This is a genomic window from Devriesea agamarum, from assembly GCF_900070355.1.
Lineage (GTDB): Bacteria > Actinomycetota > Actinomycetes > Actinomycetales > Dermabacteraceae > Devriesea > Devriesea agamarum.
Window position 1 is genome coordinate 1,814,568 of sequence record NZ_LN849456.1, and the last position, 21,255, is coordinate 1,835,822.

At 61.0% G+C, this 21,255-nt stretch carries 16 protein-coding genes; 8 read left to right on the top strand and 8 right to left on the bottom strand.

Going from position 1 to position 21,255, the window contains the following annotated elements; translation table 11 throughout:
• Window positions 1-117: 117 nt before the first annotated feature.
• The gene (locus tag BN1724_RS07870; RefSeq protein WP_084252876.1) at window positions 118-789 is read right to left on the bottom strand and encodes an IMPACT family protein; all 672 of its coding nucleotides are present in this window, start codon (window positions 787-789) and stop codon (window positions 118-120) included.
• Window positions 790-1,175: 386 nt separating this feature from the next.
• Between BN1724_RS07870 and BN1724_RS12940 the strand changes: the two genes are divergently transcribed.
• Complete coding sequence (locus BN1724_RS12940; RefSeq protein ID WP_157085821.1) at window positions 1,176-2,243, top strand: hypothetical protein; 1,068 nt, start codon at window positions 1,176-1,178, stop codon at window positions 2,241-2,243.
• 113 nt (window positions 2,244-2,356) lie between these two features.
• Here BN1724_RS12940 and BN1724_RS07880 read toward each other — a convergent pair whose 3' ends face one another.
• Entirely contained in the window at window positions 2,357-2,926 is a 570-nt protein-coding gene (locus BN1724_RS07880) for a low molecular weight protein-tyrosine-phosphatase (protein WP_058235877.1), read from the bottom strand.
• A 151-nt stretch (window positions 2,927-3,077) separates the two neighbouring features.
• Between BN1724_RS07880 and BN1724_RS07885 the strand changes: the two genes are divergently transcribed.
• The 3 genes from BN1724_RS07885 to BN1724_RS07895 all read left to right on the top strand — a co-directional run bounded on the left by BN1724_RS07885 (window position 3,078) and on the right by BN1724_RS07895 (window position 5,901).
• Window positions 3,078-3,566, top strand: a complete 489-nt coding sequence (locus BN1724_RS07885; protein ID WP_058234913.1) for a GNAT family N-acetyltransferase — start codon at window positions 3,078-3,080, stop codon at window positions 3,564-3,566.
• Window positions 3,567-3,725: 159 nt separating this feature from the next.
• Window positions 3,726-4,721: an App1 family protein gene (locus BN1724_RS07890; RefSeq protein WP_231928201.1), complete on the top strand. Its 996-nt coding sequence runs from the start codon at window positions 3,726-3,728 to the stop codon at window positions 4,719-4,721.
• 166 nt (window positions 4,722-4,887) lie between these two features.
• The gene (locus tag BN1724_RS07895) at window positions 4,888-5,901 is read left to right on the top strand and encodes an aldo/keto reductase (protein ID WP_058234915.1); all 1,014 of its coding nucleotides are present in this window, start codon (window positions 4,888-4,890) and stop codon (window positions 5,899-5,901) included.
• A 180-nt stretch (window positions 5,902-6,081) separates the two neighbouring features.
• On the opposite strand, the gene BN1724_RS07900 is transcribed toward BN1724_RS07895, so the two are convergent.
• Genes BN1724_RS07900 through BN1724_RS07910 form a run of 3 tightly spaced genes read right to left on the bottom strand, consistent with a single transcriptional unit; the run spans window position 6,082 to window position 8,806 of the window.
• Window positions 6,082-6,888: an amino acid ABC transporter ATP-binding protein gene (locus BN1724_RS07900; RefSeq protein WP_058234916.1), complete on the bottom strand. Its 807-nt coding sequence runs from the start codon at window positions 6,886-6,888 to the stop codon at window positions 6,082-6,084.
• Window positions 6,888-7,907, bottom strand: coding sequence for an amino acid ABC transporter permease (locus BN1724_RS07905; protein ID WP_084252878.1), 1,020 nt, complete (start codon window positions 7,905-7,907; stop codon window positions 6,888-6,890). The genes BN1724_RS07900 and BN1724_RS07905 overlap by 1 nt, the downstream gene beginning before the upstream one ends.
• Entirely contained in the window at window positions 7,853-8,806 is a 954-nt protein-coding gene (locus tag BN1724_RS07910) for an ABC transporter substrate-binding protein (protein WP_058234918.1), read from the bottom strand. Before BN1724_RS07910 ends, BN1724_RS07905 begins: the two co-directional genes overlap by 55 nt.
• A 357-nt stretch (window positions 8,807-9,163) precedes the next feature.
• Between BN1724_RS07910 and BN1724_RS07915 the strand changes: the two genes are divergently transcribed.
• Complete coding sequence (locus BN1724_RS07915) at window positions 9,164-10,474, top strand: ClC family H(+)/Cl(-) exchange transporter (protein ID WP_058234919.1); 1,311 nt, start codon at window positions 9,164-9,166, stop codon at window positions 10,472-10,474.
• 442 nt (window positions 10,475-10,916) lie between these two features.
• On the opposite strand, the gene BN1724_RS07925 is transcribed toward BN1724_RS07915, so the two are convergent.
• The 3 genes from BN1724_RS07925 to BN1724_RS07935 all read right to left on the bottom strand — a co-directional run bounded on the left by BN1724_RS07925 (window position 10,917) and on the right by BN1724_RS07935 (window position 15,454).
• The gene (locus tag BN1724_RS07925; RefSeq protein ID WP_084252879.1) at window positions 10,917-13,067 is read right to left on the bottom strand and encodes an ABC transporter ATP-binding protein; all 2,151 of its coding nucleotides are present in this window, start codon (window positions 13,065-13,067) and stop codon (window positions 10,917-10,919) included.
• Window positions 13,064-14,770, bottom strand: coding sequence for an ABC transporter ATP-binding protein (locus tag BN1724_RS07930; RefSeq protein ID WP_058235879.1), 1,707 nt, complete (start codon window positions 14,768-14,770; stop codon window positions 13,064-13,066). Before BN1724_RS07930 ends, BN1724_RS07925 begins: the two co-directional genes overlap by 4 nt.
• A 90-nt stretch (window positions 14,771-14,860) precedes the next feature.
• The gene (locus BN1724_RS07935) at window positions 14,861-15,454 is read right to left on the bottom strand and encodes a TetR/AcrR family transcriptional regulator (RefSeq protein ID WP_058234921.1); all 594 of its coding nucleotides are present in this window, start codon (window positions 15,452-15,454) and stop codon (window positions 14,861-14,863) included.
• Between the two features lie 124 nt (window positions 15,455-15,578).
• Between BN1724_RS07935 and BN1724_RS07940 the strand changes: the two genes are divergently transcribed.
• The 3 genes from BN1724_RS07940 to BN1724_RS07950 all read left to right on the top strand — a co-directional run bounded on the left by BN1724_RS07940 (window position 15,579) and on the right by BN1724_RS07950 (window position 21,130).
• On the top strand, window positions 15,579-18,227 hold the full coding sequence (locus tag BN1724_RS07940) for a glycoside hydrolase family 3 N-terminal domain-containing protein (protein ID WP_058234922.1): 2,649 nt from the start codon (window positions 15,579-15,581) through the stop codon (window positions 18,225-18,227).
• A 404-nt stretch (window positions 18,228-18,631) separates the two neighbouring features.
• Window positions 18,632-19,246 (top strand): DUF6318 family protein, encoded by a 615-nt coding sequence (locus BN1724_RS07945; RefSeq protein ID WP_058234923.1) that lies wholly within the window; start codon window positions 18,632-18,634, stop codon window positions 19,244-19,246.
• A gap of 225 nt (window positions 19,247-19,471) precedes the next feature.
• Window positions 19,472-21,130 carry an L-lactate permease gene (locus BN1724_RS07950; protein ID WP_058234924.1) on the top strand — a complete coding sequence of 553 codons (1,659 nt, stop codon included), beginning with the start codon at window positions 19,472-19,474 and terminating at the stop codon, window positions 21,128-21,130.
• Window positions 21,131-21,255: the final 125 nt, after the last annotated feature.

Genomic DNA, 21,255 nt, shown 5'->3' on the forward strand with positions numbered 1-21,255 from the left:
GGCTGGCCCGGCCAGCTCCGTCAGCACGAAGAACTGGCCGGCCGCACCTAAGAGTTGAGTGGCTATGACGAGCGGCTGGCTATAACGAGCTACTGTTCATGACGAGCGGCTGGCCAGTTAGACCGCCTGGTCGACGTTTTTAACACCGCGAACCAGTGGCGTTGCCGCGCCTCGAGTGACATCAGCGATGACCTCGCGCATGCGGTTCCCCTCGGCGGGGCGAACCAAAATGTCGAGGTTGACCTGCGCTCCATACGTCACCGAGTCCACTATGACGCCCCGCGCACGCAGGTCGGATTCAATGCGGCCGGCCTGCGCATGGTCAAGTGATAGCCCCCAGATCTCGTGATGAACTCGGCGAGCTCTCGGCGCGACCTCCAGTGCCCGCGCCGTAGCTTCGCCGTAGGCACGGACAAGCCCTCCCGCGCCCAATAGAGTTCCGCCGAAATAGCGTATGACCACAGCGCTGATGTCTACCACGCCGGAGCCCAGCAAAACATCGAGCATCGGACGGCCTGCGGTGCCCGACGGCTCACCATCGTCACTGGAGTGAGTCAGGATTATTCCATCGGCTTGATGCACGGCAGCAGAGCACACATGGCGGGCGTCGTGGTGGGCCTTACGGGCCGCCTCAACGAAGGCACGGTGTTCCATGTCATTGCCGGTCGCCGTGATTCTCGCCATGAAACGAGACTTTTTGACCTCCAGAAGCGCCTCTACGTACCCAGGAGATGTTGCAGTCACCGAACTATGAAGAACTAGCAGCTCGTTGCCGTCATTGATGTTCATCTCGGGGTAACCTCAGATCGATTCGCGCTAGGGTACCGTTGGGTAACGTGAAGAGGAGGGCATGTTTGTCCCTGCACATTATGTACGTTTATCCACATCGTGTGATGATTCCCTCGGCGATTCGTAAAGACTTGTTAAGGTATTGTGCACGGCACAGAGATCTGATCTGATGCGCCAGCGACTACAGTTTTCCCTCAGGTCAATGCGATGGGATGCCGTGATCGGGCCATACCGGCTCGAATAGCGTCTAGCCTCGCATTGCACGATGGCGGGTGAGGCTCGAGCCGTAGGCGGATGAGCTGTCACTGATAGCGCTAAAGCTTGACGGCATGGATACGATGCGCGAGATGCGCCGCGACGATGGAAAGTGAGGGAGGAGGCCACGCATGACTGCTCAGCGTGACAGTGCACCGAAGCCCACCCTGTGCACACCTGAATCGTCACGACCGATCTGGTTGCGCATACCCGGCACCTGCCGTCCCGTTCTTCTCGCGGTCGCGAGCGCCACTCTCTTGTGCACTCCCCCCCTTGCCGTTGGACTGGCTTACGCAAACCCAATCACAGTCCCTGAGCATCCAGACGGCGTCCCGACCGCGTCTGCCACCGCGCCACTGTCGGCTCCCTCTTTCGCGCCACATATTTCTCAGCCTGAACATATCTCTCAGCCTGGGCCGCAGCTGGTCGACTCCACCGGTCCCAACATCGCCTCCCCGCACGATAGAGCGCATGGACCAAAGGAACCTCGGGTCAGTATGGCCCCGCCCTCTATCGATATCTTTCCGCCAGGAATCGCAATTGGCGCCACCACGGACTCAACCCCGACTGACGCACCAACACCTTCGGAGAAACCGGAACCTTCGCGGACTCCTACCGCACCTCCGACGCGTAGCCCCGATATCACTCCCACGCCGACTCCCACCTCGCGGCCTACGGAGGCTCCCACTCCGAGCCCAACCCATCATCACCCGGACCCCACAACGGGGCCGACGCAGCCAGCCCCAGCCCCCACGCCATCCTCCACCCCGCAGCCGAGCTCACGCCCTCAGCAGCCCACGCGTGGCGCGACCGAGGACGTCGTGCCTGGGGCACCGGAAGCCACTCCAGCCCAGTCCCCGTCTGAAACGCACCGGCATTCGTCCACGTCTCGTGCCATTGACGGGGCAGCTGTTCCCGGCGGCCCCGCAAATCCGCCGAAGCCTCCACCCCCAGGCCATGAGCGGCCGCTTGATCGTCTGCTGCAGGTGTTCTCCAGCGACAACACGGGCGCCTTCAACACCATCCGCAAAATCCTGGTGACCGCACTCGGCCTGGCGTTTATCGCTGCTGCGGTCATGGTGGGCGCCACCTGGCGCAATCGAATCGCCACCGCACGCGATGAAGCCCGGATGCATTCTGACGAGGTCCCGCATACCGACGTGCAGGCTCCGCAAACACCATCTGCCCCCCAGGTCTAGCTGCCGCCAGAGCGACGGGCAGCGCTGCCAGGCTGATAGGTGCCACCCTTTAGACGCCATCCGCTGTAGGCGATGCCCGATTTAGGTAGCGCCCGATTTAGGAGCTTCCCGCTTTAGGCGCTGCCCAGTTTCAATTTGGGTGGTGCGGTTTCAATTTGGATGGTGCGGTCGAGCTCGGCGATCCGGTTGCGAACGAACAAAACCAGCGACGGCAATGCCCTCGAAAGCTGCCTCACCGTACGATCAAACGCCCTCTGGCCTTCGTACCAGGGGTCAGCTACTCCGAGCGCATCTTCGCGCGCGTTAGCCGGAGCCGTCGGGTCAAAAGCTCGCCATAGAAGAATTCTCGGCCCGTCACCGTCCGTGCACGTCTGTTCTGCTTTACGACGCATAGTCTCGGCATGCGAGGCAGTCATAGCCAGAACAAGATCCCATTGAGCCAGTTCAGAAACCTGTACGGCGCGCGCAATATGCTCGGGCACCTCGTATCCGGCGCGAGTCAGGGCCAGGGCAGTGCGCTCATCAATTGGCGCACCCTCGGATTCCCAGCTCGTACCGCAGGAGTCAACCTCGACCCGATCTCCCAGACCCGCTTCGGCGAGCGCGGAGCGCAGCAGGGTAGCCCCCATCGGCGAACGGCACACATTGCCAGTGCACACCGTGAGCACACGATAAACCTTCACCTGGCCCAGTGTGTCAGCTTCGTCCGGGATCAGCCAACTAGAAGGGCTCGGGTATGCCTTTGGACACGGCGATAACACCTTCGGCGGTCGCCCCAGTTCATTGCGGTACGTACAATCGAGGCCAGGACCACACGCTACAGGAGGGATCGGCATGGCTGAGATCATCGCGGCACGCGACGAACACTGGCACCTGGTGCGTGAGATTAGGTTGCGTTCGCTCAGTTCCGACCCGTCGGCCTTCGGCCAAACCTGGGAGAAGGAAAGCACATACGACGACAGCGTCTGGAAGCAGCGAGTTCACGACGCAATGTGGTTTCTCGCCATGGAAGATGACACTCCCATTGGGGTGGTTGCATCCCGCCACGAAGAAGACGCCCCTGAAAACGAGCGTGAGCTTCAGGCTATGTGGGTAACCCGGGAACATCGCAAGAGCGGAGTTGCTCAGACACTGGCGGCGGCCGTTCTGGCGTGGGCAGCGGATGACGGTGCCGATACCGTCACGCTGTACGTCGGCCCGTCTAACGAACCTGCCCGGGCCACATACAACTCACTGGGCTTTACCGACACCGGCGACCGCTGGCAGATCGACGATGATGACCCGTCCGCTGCCTGGATCAAGATGGCAAAGCGCATCGCCTGACGCTATGCGTCCGCGATACGTATCCTCATGCCTTTACTTCCGCCGTCCCTCATTGTCGCCGCCTCACTGAGGCGTCTGGCGGCGCGCAGCAGGTCTGCCCCTGCGAGCACAGGACGACCTCATTGGTCAGCCCGGTTTGAAGATAAATGGAATCGGTCCGTGGCGAGGCTCCTGAACAGGATGGGTTGGGAGGTGCGTATCCAGCCATTCCACGGCTACGGTTCCACTCGCCGCATCAGGGTGATGGCGAAGCTTTTGTATGCCTCTCCTACCACCGACCCTGACTACCATAATCAGCCGGTGCACGATATGCGCACGATGGCGGTCCGAGGTTTTCGTAACTTCACGTCGCAGATCGCCCCCTTTGCTCCGGTGACGATTACCGCGGGCGGTCGAGTGTTCAAAGTCCATGCCGACCGGTCGGGGATTGTGGATGTCATGCTGGAGGTGTCACTGGAGCCGGGCACGGCACAGGTGGACATCACCACGGAGATAGGCGATTCGGTGACCACCGAGGTGACCGTCTTTGACCCGGAGGAACGTCTGGGAGTCGTCAGCGATATCGATGACACCGTGATGGTGACGATGCTTCCGCGACCCCTGATCGCGTTCTGGAATGCCTTTATCCTGCATCAGACGTCCCGGCAGGTGGTTCCCGGGATGCCGATGCTCTATCAGAAAATTGCCGAAGCCCATCCGGCGACACCGTTTGTGTACCTGTCGACCGGTGCCTGGAACGTGTATCCGGTGCTGCGTCGGTTCCTGTACAAAAATGGTTACCCGGCGGGACCGATTCTGCTGACGGATTGGGGCCCGACGAACACCGGGTTTTTCCGCAGCGGCGCCGAGCATAAAAAGCAGACGTTGCGGCGCTTGGCCGAGCGGTTCCCGGAGATGCGGTGGCTGCTGATTGGTGACGACGGGCAACATGATCCGCAGATCTACGGTGATTTCGCTCGCGCCTACCCGCGCCATGTGGAAGGGGTTGCGATTCGCCGGCTCACCGCCCGGGAGCAGGTGCTTGCGCACTTCTCGTTCACCCCGTTAGAGCAGGGTCGTCTTCCCCTTGCTCCTCGCGATGTTCCCCATGTGGCAGCGCCTGACGGGCACGGTCTGGCTGATGCTCTGCGACGGGTAGGAACCTTGCCGTCATAGCAGCGGTGGTCCCGTGCGGCTGCCTGATGTGACCGGTTGGGAGGCTCAGTGGGGCGGCTGCGGCACTGTGCGGGTGCTCGACACACCGGCTCCACCGAGATAACGCCCAGCATCCCCGCCGTCCTTCTCTAGAAAACATCCAGAGAATAGGTTTAGCCTTCCCGTCATGACCGACGCCACGTACAAGCCCGCTATCGACCGCTACACCAACACCGACTACCGCCGGTGCGGTCGCTCAGGGCTCTTCCTCTCCCCGGTCTCCCTCGGCCTCTGGCATAACTTCGGGCACGATCGTCACTACGACGTACAGCGCTCCATCGTGCGCAAAGCGTTTGATCTCGGCGTGACCTCAATTGACATCGCCAACAATTACGGTCCGCCGCCCGGAGCAGCCGAAGAAATCTTCGGACGCATCCTGCGAGATGACCTGCACCCCTACCGCGACGAGTTAGTCATCTCCACCAAAGCCGGATACCGCATGTGGAGCGGGCCGTATGGAGACTACGGTTCCCGCAAATATCTCCTGGCATCGCTGGATCAGTCCCTGCGTCGGCTCGGCGTGGACTACGTCGATATTTTCTACCACCACCGGATGGACCCCCAGACCCCGCTGGAAGAAAGCCTCGGGGCACTGGCCACCGCGGTTCAGCAGGGCAAAGCGCTCTACGTCGGACTCTCGAATTACTCGCCGGAGAAAACCCGCCAAGCCGCTCAGATCCTGCACGACATGGGGGTTCCGTTGCTGATCTGTCAGCCGTCATACTCCATGTTCAACCGGACCATTGAACACGGACTGCTGAGCACACTCAATGATCTCGGCGTCGGCGCGGCTGTGTTTTCACCGCTTCAGCAAGGTCTGCTGACCAGCCGATACCTGGGTGGGGTGCCGGAAGGTTCGCGAGCAGCCAGCAACGGATTCCTCACCGCCCGGCAGGTGAAAGACCGCGCATACCTGCATCGAGCCCACTCCTTGCAGGAAGTAGCAGCCGAACGCGGCCAGAGTCTCGCGCAGATGGCGTTGGCCTGGGTGCTGCGGCACCGTGAGGTCACCACCGCGATCGTTGGCGCATCTAGTGCCGCGCAACTTAGCGAGAACGTGCGTTCGCTCAGCAACACTTCGTTCACCGCCGAAGAACTGCGAATCATCGATACCTACGCCGTGCACGGTACCGCGGCCTAAGTCGAGACCCGCAGGCTAACTCGAGGCCCGCGGCCTAAGTCGAGGCTCGCATACTAAGTCGGGGCCCGCGGCTTGAAGCCGTGTCTGAGGGGCTACCTCACCAAGTAGGTGTTTCGCCGCCGGGCCTATTCCCTCGCGAACCACGTCGGCGGCGCTGTGTAAAGCGTCGCCGACGCTGTCTTATAAGACGGAGGCGAGAAAATCCCTCAGACGCGGTGACCGCGGCACATCAATGACGTCGGCAGGTGGCCCCTGTTCGAGGATGCGGCCTTCATCCATGAACACGACCTGGTCGGCAACCTCGCGGGCAAATCCGATCTCATGCGTGACCACAACCATTGTCATGCCCGAAGCGGCGAGGTCTTTGAGCACCGCGAGCACTTCGGCAACTAGTTCCGGGTCCAAGGCACTGGTGGGCTCGTCAAATAGCATCAGGTCCGGTTCCATGGCCAGGGCCCGGGCAATAGCTACCCGCTGCTGCTGGCCGCCTGACAGCTCCGAGGGAAAGTACTCGGCGCGGTCAGCTAATCCCACGCGGTCTAATAACTCGCGGGCCTTGGCCTCAGCCTGTTTTGTACCAAGACCATGCACCTGAATCGGAGCTTCCATCACATTGTGAAGCGCCGTTAGATGCGGAAACAGGTGAAAGCGTTGGAACACCATCCCGATGCGGGAGCGCTGCTGGGCAATCTGGCGAGGCGATAGACGCTGCCAGCGACCATCCGGGCGCACCTTATCTTCAAACCCTTGGGTCACACCTTCGATTCGGATCCGACCAGCCGTCGGTTCTTCCAGCTGGTTAATGCAGCGCAAGAGGGTGGACTTACCTGATCCAGACGGGCCAATCAGGACGCACACCTCGCCGTTCTCAACGGTGAGGTCGCACCCCTTGAGCACACTGACCTGTCCGAATTCCTTGTACAGGTCGCGGATCTCAATGGCAGGGGGCTGGGGAGCGCTGGTGGGGGTCGGTTTGGGGGATGTCATCACAGTTCAACCTCCGGCAACGGATCCTTCGGGGTGGTACCTGCACGGTTCACTGCGGCCTGCCGGGATCGCATCCGTGATCCCGGGCCCTGAGTTGCTTGCCGGTCGTCAAAACCGCGTCCGTAATACTGCTCAAGGTAATGCTGACCGATCATGAGGATTCCGGTCACCACCAGGTACCACAGGGCGGCCACGATCAGAAGCGGCACCGGTGTAAAGAGCTTGTTCGCGATGCCGTTGGTGGCAAAGGTGAGGTCGAGGGTGAACGGCACCGCGAGCACCAAGCTGGTCGTCTTGAGCATGCCGATAGTTTCGTTGCCCAGCGGTGGAACAATAACTCGCATTGCCTGGGGAATGATGATGCGCCGCAAAATCGTGCGCTCGGACATGCCCAGGGCTTTGGCAGCTTCGCTCTGCCCGCGATCCACGGAGTTCAGTCCCGACCGTACGATTTCGGAGAGGTAGGCCCCTTCGTTGAGGCCCAGCCCGATCACAGCCGCCCAGAATGCGCTGAGCAGATCGCGGGTGGAGAATTCAAAGAGTTGGGGGCCAAAGGGGATCCCCACCACGATCTTTGGAAGGATCACGGTAAACAGCCCCCAGAACACCAGCTGGGTGTAGACGGGGGTGCCGCGGAAGACGAATATGTATGACCAGGCCACGCCGCGCAGCACCGGGTTCTCCGAGCGCCTCATAATCGCTGCCACCACGGCCAAAATGGTGCCGAGAATCATTGACAGCGCGGTCAGCAGCAGCGTCCAGCCGACACCCTGCACCACTTTGACATCAAACATGTACGTGGCGACGGTGTGCCATTCAAAGACGGGATTCGTCACCAGGAAGCGGATGAATACCACGGCGACGAGGGCGATGATCGCGGCTGAGATCCAGGTTCCCGGGCGCGGATAATTGCGGACCTGTATCCGGTCGGGGATGGGGTCGCGATGACTATACGATGCGTGCTTCACGGCTTCGGGTTCACTTCCGACGTCGGGATCATTCCACTCTCGTTGCCCCATGCGGCAAGGATTTCGCGCATGTGGCCAGAGTTGATGAGGTATTGAACAGCCTGCTGCATCGCCGTCGCCAGGCGCGTATCGTGCTTGGCGACGACGATGCCGTTCAGGGCTGAGTCTTCGATGCCGCCGATCTGTTCAAGATGGCTGCGGGACTGCTTGACGGCGTAGGCAATCACGGGTGAATCGGCGAGGAAGATGTCGGCTTTACCGCCCGCGGTGTTGGTGGCGGCGTCTGCGTTGGAGGTGTAGGCCAAGACGTCGACGCCTGAGCGGCCCGAGGCTCGGCACACCTGATCCAGGGCATTGGCTTCATCTTCCATATAGGTGCCGACCTGGACGGCCACTCTTTTACCGCAGAGGTTCTTCGGGTCGATCGCATAGGGATTACCGGCCATCACGCCGTAGGACATACCCGCTTGAAAGTAGGAGATCATGTTGACGGCGTCGAGCCGTTCGGTGTTGATGGTGAAGCTGGAAATACCAACGTCGTATTTGCTACCGATTCCGGGGATGATCTGTGCAAAGACTGCGTTTTCAGTGCGAGTGCTAAGTCCGAGGGTTAGCCCGATAGCTTTGAGGATGTCGATGTCGTAGCCGACTGCCTCCCCTTCGGAGCCGACGAATTCTGCGGGGGCGTAGTTCAGCGAGGCCGCGTTGACGAGGACGCCTCGACGGCGGATCTCATCGGGCACGAGCGCCGCGATGCGTGGCTGCTCACGGATGGAGGTGAAGTCCACCTTCGGGATTGCGCCGGATTCGCGGTCGAGTCGTTCGGAGGCGTAGGTGCATCCGGCGAGGGCTGCGGGCGCGATCACACCCGCTGCTGCGAGGCGAAGCAGAGTCCTGCGGGAGGGGGTTGCGCCGACGCTAGGGCCAGGGCCTGGCGGGCGTTTCTCCATGGTTCTCCTCGGGATGGAGGTGGGCTAGACATGACGGAAGGCTTGAGTTTATGCATCCGAGTGCATATCTACAAATTGCGAGACCAGATTCTGGATACCGGGAGTGACGTCCACAGAGCCGATCCGATAGCCGCCGATCACCCCGGCGATCCCTCTGTGCCGGCGACAGGGATCGACACTACCCGGCAGCACCGGCGCCACCCGCGATGTCCGGCGTGACCAATAACATCGATAGCAAAGAGTTATCGGGCGGAAACTCAAACCGCCACGGACTCCAGTCACGTAAAGTACTAGCGAAAACACGTGAGAAGTGAGACTAAATGCCGCTGGATCTGCGTCGGGAAAGGTGCATCGGGAATGTCAGCGAACGCGACACCTGAAGAGCCCTACGGCACCACCGGACAGCTGGTGGTCATCGGTGTTGCCGGCATCGTGATTGGCGTCGGTGCCGGGCTTGTCGCAGCTGCCTTCCGATGGGTTCTTGAGCACGGGGGTTCTCTGCGCACCGCCGTCATCGAATGGGCCCACGGCTATTCATTTCTCGGTTTCCTGCTGATCGTCGCCGTGGCCGCGCTCATGTGCGCGGTCGCCGCCGCCCTGGTACGCATCGTTGAACCCCATGCGGAAGGCAGCGGCATCCCCCACGTTGAAGCCATTGTGGAAGGCCGCAAAGAGCCCGCCAGCCTATGGCTGGTTCCGGTCAAGTTCGTCGGCGGTGTCCTCGCCATCGGCGCAGGTCTGCCACTCGGGCGCGAAGGCCCCCTAGTCCAGATGGGCGCGGGCGTCTCTCACCTGGTCACGACCCTGATTCGCCGCAGCGCCATCGACAGCCGCATTCTGATGGCCGCAGCTGCGGGCGCGGGTCTGGCCGCAGCGTTTAACGCCCCGCTAGCGGGCGGCATTTTCGTCCTCGAAGAACTTGTCAAACGATTCGACACCCGGATCATGATCGCCGTGTTGGCGACCTCCAGTTCCTCGATCACGATCATCCATCTGCTCCTCGGATCAGACCCGGTTTTTGAGGTTCCGCCCATCCCCGACTTCTCCCTCGCCTTCATTCCGATCGTGCTCATACTGGGCCTGATCTCGGGAATCCTCGGCGTCATGTACAACAAGGCAATCCTGCGCGGCCAAGCCGTGGCGGACAGGCTCACCATTCCGGTGGAACTGCGCGCCGCAAGCATCGGCGCCCTGGTTGCGGCCATCGCCTGGTTCGCCCCCAGCCTGGTTGGCGGCGGGGATCCGCTCACCGAGCGCATCCTGCTCGGAGGTCAATTCACCGTCATCGCGCTCGTTGGGCTTTTCGCTCTGCGCTTTGTTCTGGGTGTTTTAGCGTATTCCGCGGGCACACCCGGCGGCTTATTCGCACCGATGCTGGTGCTCGGTTCAGCACTCGGGGCGGCCGTGGGTGGCGCCGCCACGGTGTTGATCCCTGGCAGCGCCCCTGGGCCGACGACCATGGCTCTGGTCGGCATGGCCGCATTCTTTGCAGCCAGCGTGCGCGCACCGGTCACCGGCATGATCCTCGTGATCGAGATGACCGGCGCAACCCCGACGCTCACCCCCATGCTGATCGCATGCTGCATATCTATGCTGTTCGCAACACTGGTGCGCAATAAGCCGATCTACGACGCACTCGCCGACCGTTCCGCAGAGAAGAGCAACTAGAACAGCGCCTCTTTGGCCGTAGAGGCGGGCATTTTCAGAATTAACCCACACTAACCCGCAGCAACCCCCGAGGCAAAGGAGCTCACCATTGCTAAGAAAGGCTACAAACTTTTTTATAGGTTTCGCCGCACTTTATATCATTTTGCTCGTGATGAGCTTTCTGTTTAAAGGGTTTTCGGGTACGGATTTTATTAAAACTCTAGTGACCGCTTTTATTGTGTCACTCTTTTGGAACTTGATTCTAGTCATCAAAGAAAAGAAAGATCGCCAGAAGAGCCGCGATTCACGATCATGAGGGTGCCAATCCGTTATCAACAGATCAGCACCCTCACAACTATTCCCCGGGCCGGCGGATAGAACACAACACCCGCCGAACCCCCGTCCTGACGCACGGACGCCTTAATGCCTCGACGCCCTAACGTCCTGGCGCGCCGCGAGAGGCTCAGGCCGGATAGGAACGTCCAGCGGGAACACCGGCCGGCACGGGCGAATCAGCCCCCTCCACCTCGGAGGTAGCCCCTTCAAACTGGGACATGTACAGGCGGTAGTACGGTCCCCGATGAGCCAACAGTTCCTCATGGGTGCCCTGCTCCACGATGTCGCCATGCTCCATGACCAGAATCAAATCCGCGTCACGGATGGTGGACAGTCGATGTGCGATCACAAAGGAAGTGCGACCCGAGCGCAAGGTGTTCATCGCGTTTTGAACCAACACTTCGGTTCGGGTATCCACGCTCGAGGTGGCCTCATCGAGAATCAGCAGATTCGGTTGGGCGAGGAAAGCGCGGGCAATCGTCAAAAGCTGCTTTTCACCCGCGGAAATATTCGAGCCTTCGCTGTCGATCTCCGTCTGATACCCATCGGGAAGCTGACGCACGAAATCATCAACGTGAGTGGCTTTCGCCGCCTCAATGACTTCCTCATCGGTCGCATCCAGCCGCCCGTAGCGCAAATTCTCCATGATCGTGCCGTTAAACAACCAGGTGTCCTGAAGAACCATGCCTGTGCGCGCCCGCACCTGTTCGCGGCTGAGGTCACGGATATCCACTCCATCAATGGCGATCCGACCGCCATCAATCTCATAGAACCGCATCACCAAATTGACCAGAGTGGTCTTGCCCGCACCGGTCGGACCGACAATAGCCACGGTGTGACCGGGGTCAGCAACCAAGGACAAATCCCGGATCAACGGACGCGACGGGTCATACGAGAAGCGCACATGCGAGAACTCAACGCGACCCTCACCGATCCGCTCCGCCGCCTCGTGAGAGGTCGCACGCGACGCCTCCGGTTCCTGTTCCTCAGCATCGAGCAGCTCGAACACGCGTTCCGCGGACGCGACCCCGGACTGCAACATGTTTGCCATAGACGCGAGCTGGCTGAGCGGCTGGGTGAACTGGCGAGAGTACTGGATAAACGCCTGCACATCACCGAGCGTCATCTGCCCGTTAATAATCCGCAGACCGCCCACCACCGCGATCACCACATAGGACAGGTTTCCAATGAAGGTCATCATCGGCATGATCAGCGACGAGACGAACTGCGCTCCGAAGGAGGCTTTATACATTTCCCGGTTGCGGTTTTCAAACTGAGCAGTGACCTCCTGCTGGCGCCCAAACACCTTAACCAGTTCGTGGCCCGAGAAAGCCTCTTCCACCTCAGAGTTCACGTTGCCGGTCGCGTCCCACTGCTCCTGATAGAGCTTCTGAGCCCGTTTACCCACCACGGCGGTGATGATTCCAGCCAGCGGGATCACGCACAGGGCGATCAGGGTCAGCTGCCAGGACACCCAGAACATCATCGCGATCGTGCCCACCACGGCCACGGACGACATCATCAACGAGCTAATCGTGTTAATCAGCGTGTTTTGAATATTGTCGATATCGTTGGTGACCCGCGACAGCACTTCACCGCGTTTCATCCGGTCGAAATACGACAGTGGCAACCGATGAATTTTCTCTTCAATATCGCGGCGCATTCGATACACCATGCGAAACACGACCCGGTTGAGCATCAAACCCTGCAACCAGTTAAACAAGGCCGACACCAAATACAGACCCAGCACGGTCAGCAACACCACATGCAAAGCACCAAAGTCGATGCCGTGCCCGATGTTCAGGTTCATCCCGGAGATCATGTCGGCGAGCTGCGTATTACCGTCGGCGCGCAGGTGAGCCTCCACCTGAGCTTGGGTCGTACCCGGCGGAACTTCCTCACCGAGCTGGCGGGAAATGACCCCGTTAAACACAATGTCGGTGGCGTGGCCAAGCACTTTCGGACCAATCACCGACAGCACCATGCCCACCACTGCCAGCACCACGGCCGCGATCAGGGGACCGCGGTCGGGCCGCATCTGGGCGAGCAAACGCTTCATCGACGGCCAGAAGTTCTTGGACTTTTGCCCGGGCCTAATCCCACGTTCGGCGTTCTTTTCAGCGGCCAGTTCCGCCGCAGCCTCTACTTCGTCACCGGCGAGATGCGCGGGTTCGCCCTCGGAAGCCGTGCCCGTGGCAGGCGATGCCTGAGCAGTCTCGGACGGCGAGGCGTCAGCGGCTGATTTACCGCGAGATGTTTTATTGCGAAGCCAGCTCATGCCACGTCCTCCTCAGCGCCCTGGGAGCGCACGATTTCGCGATATGTGTCGTTGGATGCGATCAGCTCAGCGTGAGTTCCCGCGCCGACGATGCGTCCGTGGTCGAGCACCAAGATCAGATCGGCCCGGGTGATGGTGGTGACCCTCTGGGCGACGATCACCACCAGGGCGTCCCGCGTCACCGGCTGTAAGGCGGAGCGGAGTTTTGCGTCGGTGGTGAGGTCCAGTGCCGAGAATGAGTCGTCGAACAGATAGATTTCCGGGCGAGCAACCAGAGCTCGGGCGATGCACAAGCGTTGACGCTGGCCACCGGACACATTGGTGCCTCCCTGGGCGATCGGCGACTCAAGCTGCTGCGGCATAGCGGACACGAAGTCTTTGCCCTGTGCGATCTCTAGGGCGCGCCACAGTTCCTCGTCGGTGGCGTCGGGATTACCAAACCGCAGGTTCGAGGCGACGGTTCCCGAAAAGAGGTAGGGCTTTTGCGGAACGAATCCGATCCGGTTCCACAGCACCTCCGGGGATAGATCTTTCACATTGACGCCGTCAACCAGGATCTGACCGTCGGTGGCATCCAGCAGACGCGGGATGAGGTTCAGCAAGGTGGTTTTACCGGCGCCGGTGCCCCCGATAATGGCGACCGTCTGCCCAGCCTTGGCGGAGAAATTAATGTCGCTCAAGACGGGCCGTTCGGCCCCTGGGAAGGTGAAGGCGACATCGCGCAGTTCTAACGAGCCGCGCACGCTGACGTCATGCACCGCGTCGGTGGGCAAAACGACCGAGGACTCGGTGGAGAGAACCTGGTCAATGCGATCAGCCGAGACCATAGCGCGCGGAATCATCATGGTCATAAAGGTGGCCATCATGACGGCGATCAGGATCTGGATCAGGTAGGACATGAAGGCCGTAATGGATCCGACCTGCATGGTGCCTGCGTCGATCATGGGTGCCGCAAACCAGATCACGAACACGCTGGAGGCGTTGAGCGTAAACATGATGAACGGGTTCATGATGATCATGAGCAGACCGACCTTGCGGTTGAGGTCTGTGATGTCGGCGTTGGCGACCTCGTAGCGGTCCCGCTCCCACTGTTCGCGGGTGAAGGCGCGCAGCACGCGGATGCCGGTGATCTGCTCGCGCAGAATCTGGTTGATCCGGTCGATCTTCTTTTGGATCTTCGCGAACAGCGGGGCCGCGAAGAAGATCAGCACCCCGATCACACCCAGCATGATCGGAACCATGACCGCGATGAGCCAGGCGAGATCGGCTTCTTGCTGGAGAGCCATAATCACGCCGCCGATCCCGGTGATCGGCGCCTGAACCAGGAAGTTCATCGCGAAGAACGAGAGCATTTGGACTTGCTGCACGTCATTGGTGTTGCGGGTGATCAGGCTGGCCTCGCCGAAGTCTTTGACTTCCTTGGATGAGAAGGCCAAAACCCTCTGGAACAGCTTGGATCGCAGGTCTTTGCCCAGGCTCATCGAGGATCGTGCCGAGGCGTAGTTGGAGACCACAATGGCGATGATGTTGCCGAAGGCCACGAGCAGCATCCAGCCACCGAGCCGCCAGATTTCGTCGATGTCTCCCTTAGCGACACCGTCATCGATGATGCTGGCGTTGAGCGTTGGGAGGTAGAGAGCGGTCATGGCGGCACCGATCTGGAAGATCAGCACCACCAGCAACCAGGGCCAGTAAGGGCGCATGAAGCGCCAGATAAGGCGGATAAGGGTCACATTCGCTCCGTTCGAGTATGACTTGGATCGTGCGGCAGGGGCCGATCGCCACCGCATAGGTCAGGAAGTAGCTAGAACACCGTCTAATAACCGATCAACGACGACCCTGGCCGGTGTGACATCCCCGCCGGTCACCAACGGGTGCACGCTGGCGTACACGCAGGTGTCGAACAGCCGCTGGAATTGCGGCAGGGTGATATCCAGTTGGTCGCGATCCTCACCGACGAGCTCGGTGAACGCTTCGATGTAACACTTCATGTATGCGTTTTTCACATCGTCATCTCTGGTGCTGAGGCTGGGAACAATTCCACACGCTTGTAAGAAATCGTAATGCGCGAGAATCGTGGCGGCGTTCAGTTCCGCCAACTCGTAGAGCCGCTCGCGCAGCGGGAGCGTCCGGTCGAACTGTCGGATTTTTTCCAGTCGAGATTCGTCGTAGAGAACTGAGCGGATTGCGCAGTCGAGGATTTCTTCTTTGCTGGCAAAGACGGAAAACAGTGTGCCTTCGGCAACCTGTGCTGCCTGCGCGATCTGCCTGCTGGTGATGTCGCGGCCATGAGTGCGCATGAGCTCAACCGCGGCTTCGACGATCTGCCGGCGGCGTTCTTCGGGCGCGACTGGGCGCGCGCGTTTGCGCGAATATGTTTCTGGCATCCCCACACCATAAATGAGTGAGCACTCACTCACAAGTTATTTTCCCCTCGCCAGGGGTGTCGTACGTCCCACTGACTTGTCCTACGCTATTCACAGCGTGATATCGACCACGAAGGGGTCTGGGATGCGCAAGACGCTCGAGAAACTCAGCACCGTTCTCCCCCACCTCGGGGGACTGCTTGCCCAAGACACATCGCTGCCGGTCCAGGGAGACCGAAAGATCGACCCACACCTCGCCGCCCTATGCAGACGCGCCGCCGCCGACGGGATCGTCCTGTTGCGGCACGACGAGACTCTGCCCATCGCCGGACGCCGTATCGCGCTGTTCGGTCGCTGCCAGATCGACTACTTCACGGTCGGATACGGCTCCGGCGGAGACGTGCACGCGGCCTACACGACCGACCTTCTCACCGCGTTACAAGCAGACCAGCAGACCGCAGACCTTCAGCCCGAACCAGCAGCCAACCCGCCTGCCGCAGCAGACCCCCCAACAGATCGCGGTAACCATGGCGACATCAATGCGAATACGGTCATAACCGATAGCCCGGCCAGCCGACCCATCATCGATAAGCACCTCGCTGGAATGTACTCAACCTGGTGCGCTCACAATCCGCCGGATCACGGCACCTGGGGACACTGGCCTCGCCACTACCCCGAAATGCCCCTGTCCTCCGACGAGATTCACGCTGCCGCCCAACGCAGCGAGGCCGCCATCGTCATCATCGGCCGAGCCGCCGGCGAAGACCGCGACAACGTCCTAGAACCAGGCAGCTTCTACCTCACCGACGATGAGCGCCAGCTCCTCGACCAGGTCACCAACGCATTTGAACGAACCATTCTGGTCCTGAACTGCGGCAACATCATCGATCTATCGTTCCTCACCGACTACGGCACCCGCATCGGCACCGTGGTCTACGCCTGGCAGGGCGGAATGGAATCAGGCCGCGCACTCGCCGACGTGCTCACCGGCCGCGTCACCCCCAGTGGAAAACTCCCCGACACCATCGCGTGCAGCTACCGCGATTACCCGTCGTCCACAAACTTTGGCGGAAAAGACGCCAACAACTACGCCGAGGACATTTTCGTCGGCTACCGCTATTTCGAGACCTTCGCCCGCGACCGGGTGATGTTCCCCTTTGGTTTCGGCCTGTCCTACACATCCTTCACGATCACGGGCGAACTCAGCGAACCGCGAACTGAACCACCCACCACCGTCAACCTGCTCTCCCCTGCCCAAGCCACCCCATCACCAGATGACGTGGTCACCGTTCGAGCGACGGTGACCAATACCGGGGATACGTTCAGCGGCCGCGACGTTGCCCAACTGTATGTGCGCGCCCCACAAGGAGTCCTCGGCAAACCGACGCGACAACTCGTCAGCTTCGCAAAAACCGACACCCTCGCGCCCGGGGCATCGCAATCACTTCAACTCACGGTGCCATTGCGCAATCTAGCCTCCTACGACGACGCCGGTGGCACCGGACATCGCAACGCCTGGGTACTTGAAGCGGGCTCATACGAGTTCTTCCTCGGCTCCGACGTGCGCAGCGCTACCTGCATCGGATCCATCTCCATACCGGAGCTGATCGTGACCGAACAGGTCGAAGAAGCCGCAGCCGTCGCCCCCGAACACCGCTTTGCCCGCCTCACCGCCCGCCCCGGAGCCACGGACACCGCGGACCCGATTCCGATTTACGCACCCGTCCCCGTGCGAACTGTTGACCTCACCCAGCGCATTCTGAACGATCTACCAGCTGATATCCCCCTCACCGGAAACCGCCACCTCACAGCCGATGATGTGCGTGGCGGGCGGGCAAGCCTCGATGCCTTCCTAGCGCAATTAAGCCCCGACGAATTGGAAGCTCTCACCAGGGGCGACAACATCATGAACTCACCGTTGGGAACACCCGGCAACGCGGGAGTGCTCGGCGGGGTGAGCCCCGCATTGCGCGCCCGGGGCGTTGACCCGATCACCGCAACGGACGGACCCTCCGGGCTTCGCCTGGCTGCCTATGCTTCGCTGCTTCCCTGCGGGACCGCACTCGCATCCACCTGGGATACCACCCTCGTCCAAGACCTGGCCAATGCCCACGGACACGAAATGCGCGCCAAGGGCTCCCAGCTGTTGCTGTCACCCGGAATGAATATTCACCGCGACCCATTATGCGGACGCAACTTTGAGTACTTCTCAGAAGATCCCCTGGTCAGTGGCAAGATGGCGAGCGCTATCGTCACCGGAGTGCAAAGCAACGGACTTGCCGCCTGCCCGAAGCACTTCGCCGCGAACAACCAGGAGTTTCGCCGCACCCACAATGACTCCCGGGTCTCAGAACGCGCCCTGCGGGAGATCTACCTGCGAGGATTTGAAATCTGTGTGCGCCAGGCCCAACCGAAAACCATCATGACCTCCTACAACAAGATCAACGGAGTATGGGGGCACTATCACTACGAGCTGGTCACCACTATCCTGCGCAAACAGTGGGGCTACCAGGGGCTCGTGATCACCGATTGGTGGATGCGGCCCGCGCAGGACCCACATTTCCCGGGCCTGACCAATAACGCGTACCGGGTGCGAGCGGGCGTCGACGTTCTGATGCCTGGTTCCTCAGGGCCAACCCGTAAACAGGCAGATCGTTCGCTGCTCAGCTCCTACCGTTCCCCCCATGGCATCACCCTCGGCGAAATACAAAGCTCCGCTCGGCGTGTGCTTCAGTTCGTCTTCGATGCGCGCGGCGGTGACGACCACGGTGACGACCAACGCAAGCTGAGGTAGCTCGTCGAACGCGGCTTTGGGGGCGTGCAGGGCGCAGGGCGCAAGCCGGCGCGACGTCAGAAGTACACGGGGAGTGCGATCGAGGTGCACTTGGGAGTGCGCGAAGGGCTGGGTTTGCCCTGCCACAGAGCAAACCCAGCCCTCCGCCTATCCCGCCCACCAGGCGGGATGGTGAAGGCCTCCCCCGTTGGACCTCCAGATCATTCCCTTCCGGCGCCTCCGCTACACGAGCCCCCAGCTCCTGGTTGCGCCGGCGGCAGCGACCGTTCCCTCCACAAGCCGCTACCTACGCCAAGAAATGCATTCCCGGTTCCGAAGGACTGCATAACCTCGACACCCACGACAGTACGGACCACATCCCCCTTTGACCATGGGCAGACCTCCCCACCGGGTACGGTAGACCGGTGACCCGTCGAACCCAGAGAATCATCGTCGGCCTCCTGGCGCTCGCACTGATCGTCCCGGTCGGAGCACTCGGCATCGGACAACTGTTCCGTTCAGAGATTCCCGACCCTGCGGTCAGCGCAACCCCGACCGACCCTCGACCTGAGGTTGATCCGGCATCCCAGCCCAAGCCCTCCCCCACAGCAGCACCGCCCACCGTTCCAGGGCAGGATCAGCGGACCCTTGCCGGGGCGGAAGCCGCCGTGCGGAACCTGCTCGGCTCCTACGCCTACATGATGGCAACCGGCGACGTAAAGCTCTGGCAGAACCTGGTCGCACCCGAATGCAAAGTGTGCTCAACCTTCATCTCTAACACCCAATACCTGCACTCCATCGGTGGCTACCAAGTCGGCGGGGAATTCAACATCACCAAGACCGAGGGCACGGTCGAAGGCGACCCGCCCACCCAAGCCAGCGTCACCGTCGATTTCACCCAGAACACCGCGCAGCTCATCGACAACCCCAAAAAGGCGCCCCACCAGCTACAAGCACTCAACGGACGCCTCACCGCCACCTTCACCTGGACCGACAGCGGGTGGAAAGTGAAGGACATGATCCTCGCTCCCAAGGGGTGAGTCATCGGTGCACTGCCCGCTTCGCGCCACCTCCACACGCAGAATGTGACGTAAACTTCGGCGACGCATCGTGGAATGGGCCGCGCAAACGTCCCACGTCGTGTTCAATATCCCAAGTCACCGTGTCAAACGTCTTCGCAACACCGTGCTCCGGGTTTATCCCGACCGGACCGCGAGTCAGCTCACGGAGTCGTCACTGACCATTCCTCTCAGGAGTCCAGCTCGATGGAGACCTTCACTCCCGTTCCCGCGCCTGTCGCCGGGAGCATCACCCTGTCCGCATTAGTCGCCCTCATTCCTCTTGTTCTATTTTTCGTTTTACTGGCCGGACTAAAGCTTCGCTCCCACTGGGCGGGTCTAATTTCCCTCGCCGCCGCGATCGTCATCGCCGTGATCGGATTCGGCATGCCGACGGGCTTGGCTGCCCTGTCCGCAACCCAGGGAGCCGTTTTCGGCGCTTTCCCGATCTTCTGGATTGTGCTGATGGCTGTGTGGCTTTACCAGGTCACGGTCATCTCGTCACGGTTTGAGGACATGCGGCGCATCTTCGACCGCATCGGCGGCGGCGATATCCGCATTCAAGCCATCTTGATCGCATTCTGCTTCGGCGGCCTAATGGAAGCACTCGCCGGCTTCGGCGCTCCCGTGGCCATCACCGCCACCATGCTGATCTCGCTCGGTATTAAGCCTCTCAAAGCGGCGGCCACCGTGCTGGTTGCCAACACCGCACCAGTAGCGTTCGGCGCCATGGCCATCCCGATCACCACAGCGGGCCGTCTCACCGACACCGACCCGCACCACATCGCCGCCATCGCCGGACACCAGACTCCGATTCTCGCCGCCTTCGTGCCGCTGATTTTGCTGCTGATCCTGGATGGCTGGAAGGGCGTTCGGGACGCGTGGATGCCCGCCCTCATCGTGGGCGTCACCTTCTCCATCGCACAGTGGTGGTGCGCCACCTTCTTCGTGTACGAGCTGACCGACATCGTATCCTCGCTCGTGGGTCTGCTGGCCGCCATCGTCTTTCTGCGGCTCGTACCCCCGCGCAATGCGGACGAGAGCAATAAGCGCCTCGGTATCAAGGCCCCGGAACGCACCGAGGTGCTCACCGGTTCCCGCGTGTGGTACGCACTGCTGCCTTACCTGCTGGTCATCGTGATCTTCGGTATCGCCAAGCTGGTGCCTGCGGTCTCGTCCTTCCTGTCGGGAACCGACCTGAAGATTCCGTGGCCCGGACTGCACGGGCACCTGGTGGATGCGAAGGGTGCCGTGTCATCGTCCACCTTCTACTCCTTCCAGTGGCTCTCCAGCCCCGGCACTCTGCTGCTGATCACCGGTTTGATCGTCGCCGTCATCTACTCATGGCGGACCGAAAATGGTCGGTACCCGATGACCGTGGGCGCTGGTATCCGCGAACTCGGGCGCACCTTTGTCAATATGCGGTGGACGCTTCTGACCATCATGTCCGTGCTGGCTCTCGCTTACGTCATGAACTTCTCCGGTCAGACCGTCACCATCGGCCTCTGGCTCGCCGCAACCGGCGCCCTGTTCCCCTTCCTGTCGCCGATTCTCGGCTGGGTCGGGGTTGCGGTGACCGGATCAGATACCTCGGCCAATGCCCTGTTTGCCAAGCTTCAGCAGACCGCTGGGCAGCAGATCGGGGTCGATCCGTCGCTTCTGGTGGCGGCAAATACAACCGGTGGCGTGGTTGGCAAGATGATCTCCCCGCAAAACCTCGCGATTGCCGCCGCATCCGCAAATCTCGACGGCCAGGAAGCCACCATCTTCCGCACCGTGATCTGGTGGTCGCTGGGCATGCTCGCGGTTCTCTGCGTGATGATCTTCCTGCAGTCCACATCCGTGCTCGGCTGGATGCTGCCGTAAAGCACTCCTGACACCATCGTGCACCGCATGCACGATCTGAGGGGGCTAGCCGAATCAGGCTGGCCCCCTCTTTTATCCACGGACGGGATATTCATCTCCCACCGCGAATCTGTCCTTCTCTCACC